Origin of the sequence: Rahnella sp. PAMC25617, from assembly GCF_050606005.1 — a bacterium.
Classification (GTDB): domain Bacteria; phylum Pseudomonadota; class Gammaproteobacteria; order Enterobacterales; family Enterobacteriaceae; genus Rahnella; species Rahnella variigena.
On sequence record NZ_JBOCUM010000316.1, the window covers coordinates 1 to 257 of the forward strand.

A 257-nucleotide genomic window follows, 5' to 3' on the forward strand; every position below is an offset into this window, starting at 1 on the left:
ATTCCATAAAAATCCGTCTTTTTGTGGATTAGGAGCCATAAAAGTCTTATAAAACTCATGCAAGTAAGATTATTTCTGCCTTACGGTCCCCTCCAAATCCTTAAGCTCAAACTCCAATTCAGTATATCCCATCACATAGGGTCCAATCTCGTATGGAATATATATAAGCATAAACTTACCATTTTCATACCCCATGGCATTTGGGAGAAAGAAACCTGTTTCTGGCAAAAAAAACCCAGCTTCTTCCAATGACTTTC

1 protein-coding gene is annotated in these 257 nt (G+C 37.4%); it reads right to left on the reverse strand.

All coding sequences use genetic code 11. From position 1 onward, the window contains the following. Positions 1-69: 69 nt before the first annotated feature. Positions 70-257 (reverse strand): DUF3298 domain-containing protein (locus ACM615_RS24450; protein WP_431012717.1); only part of this gene is annotated, 188 nt, incomplete at its 5' end.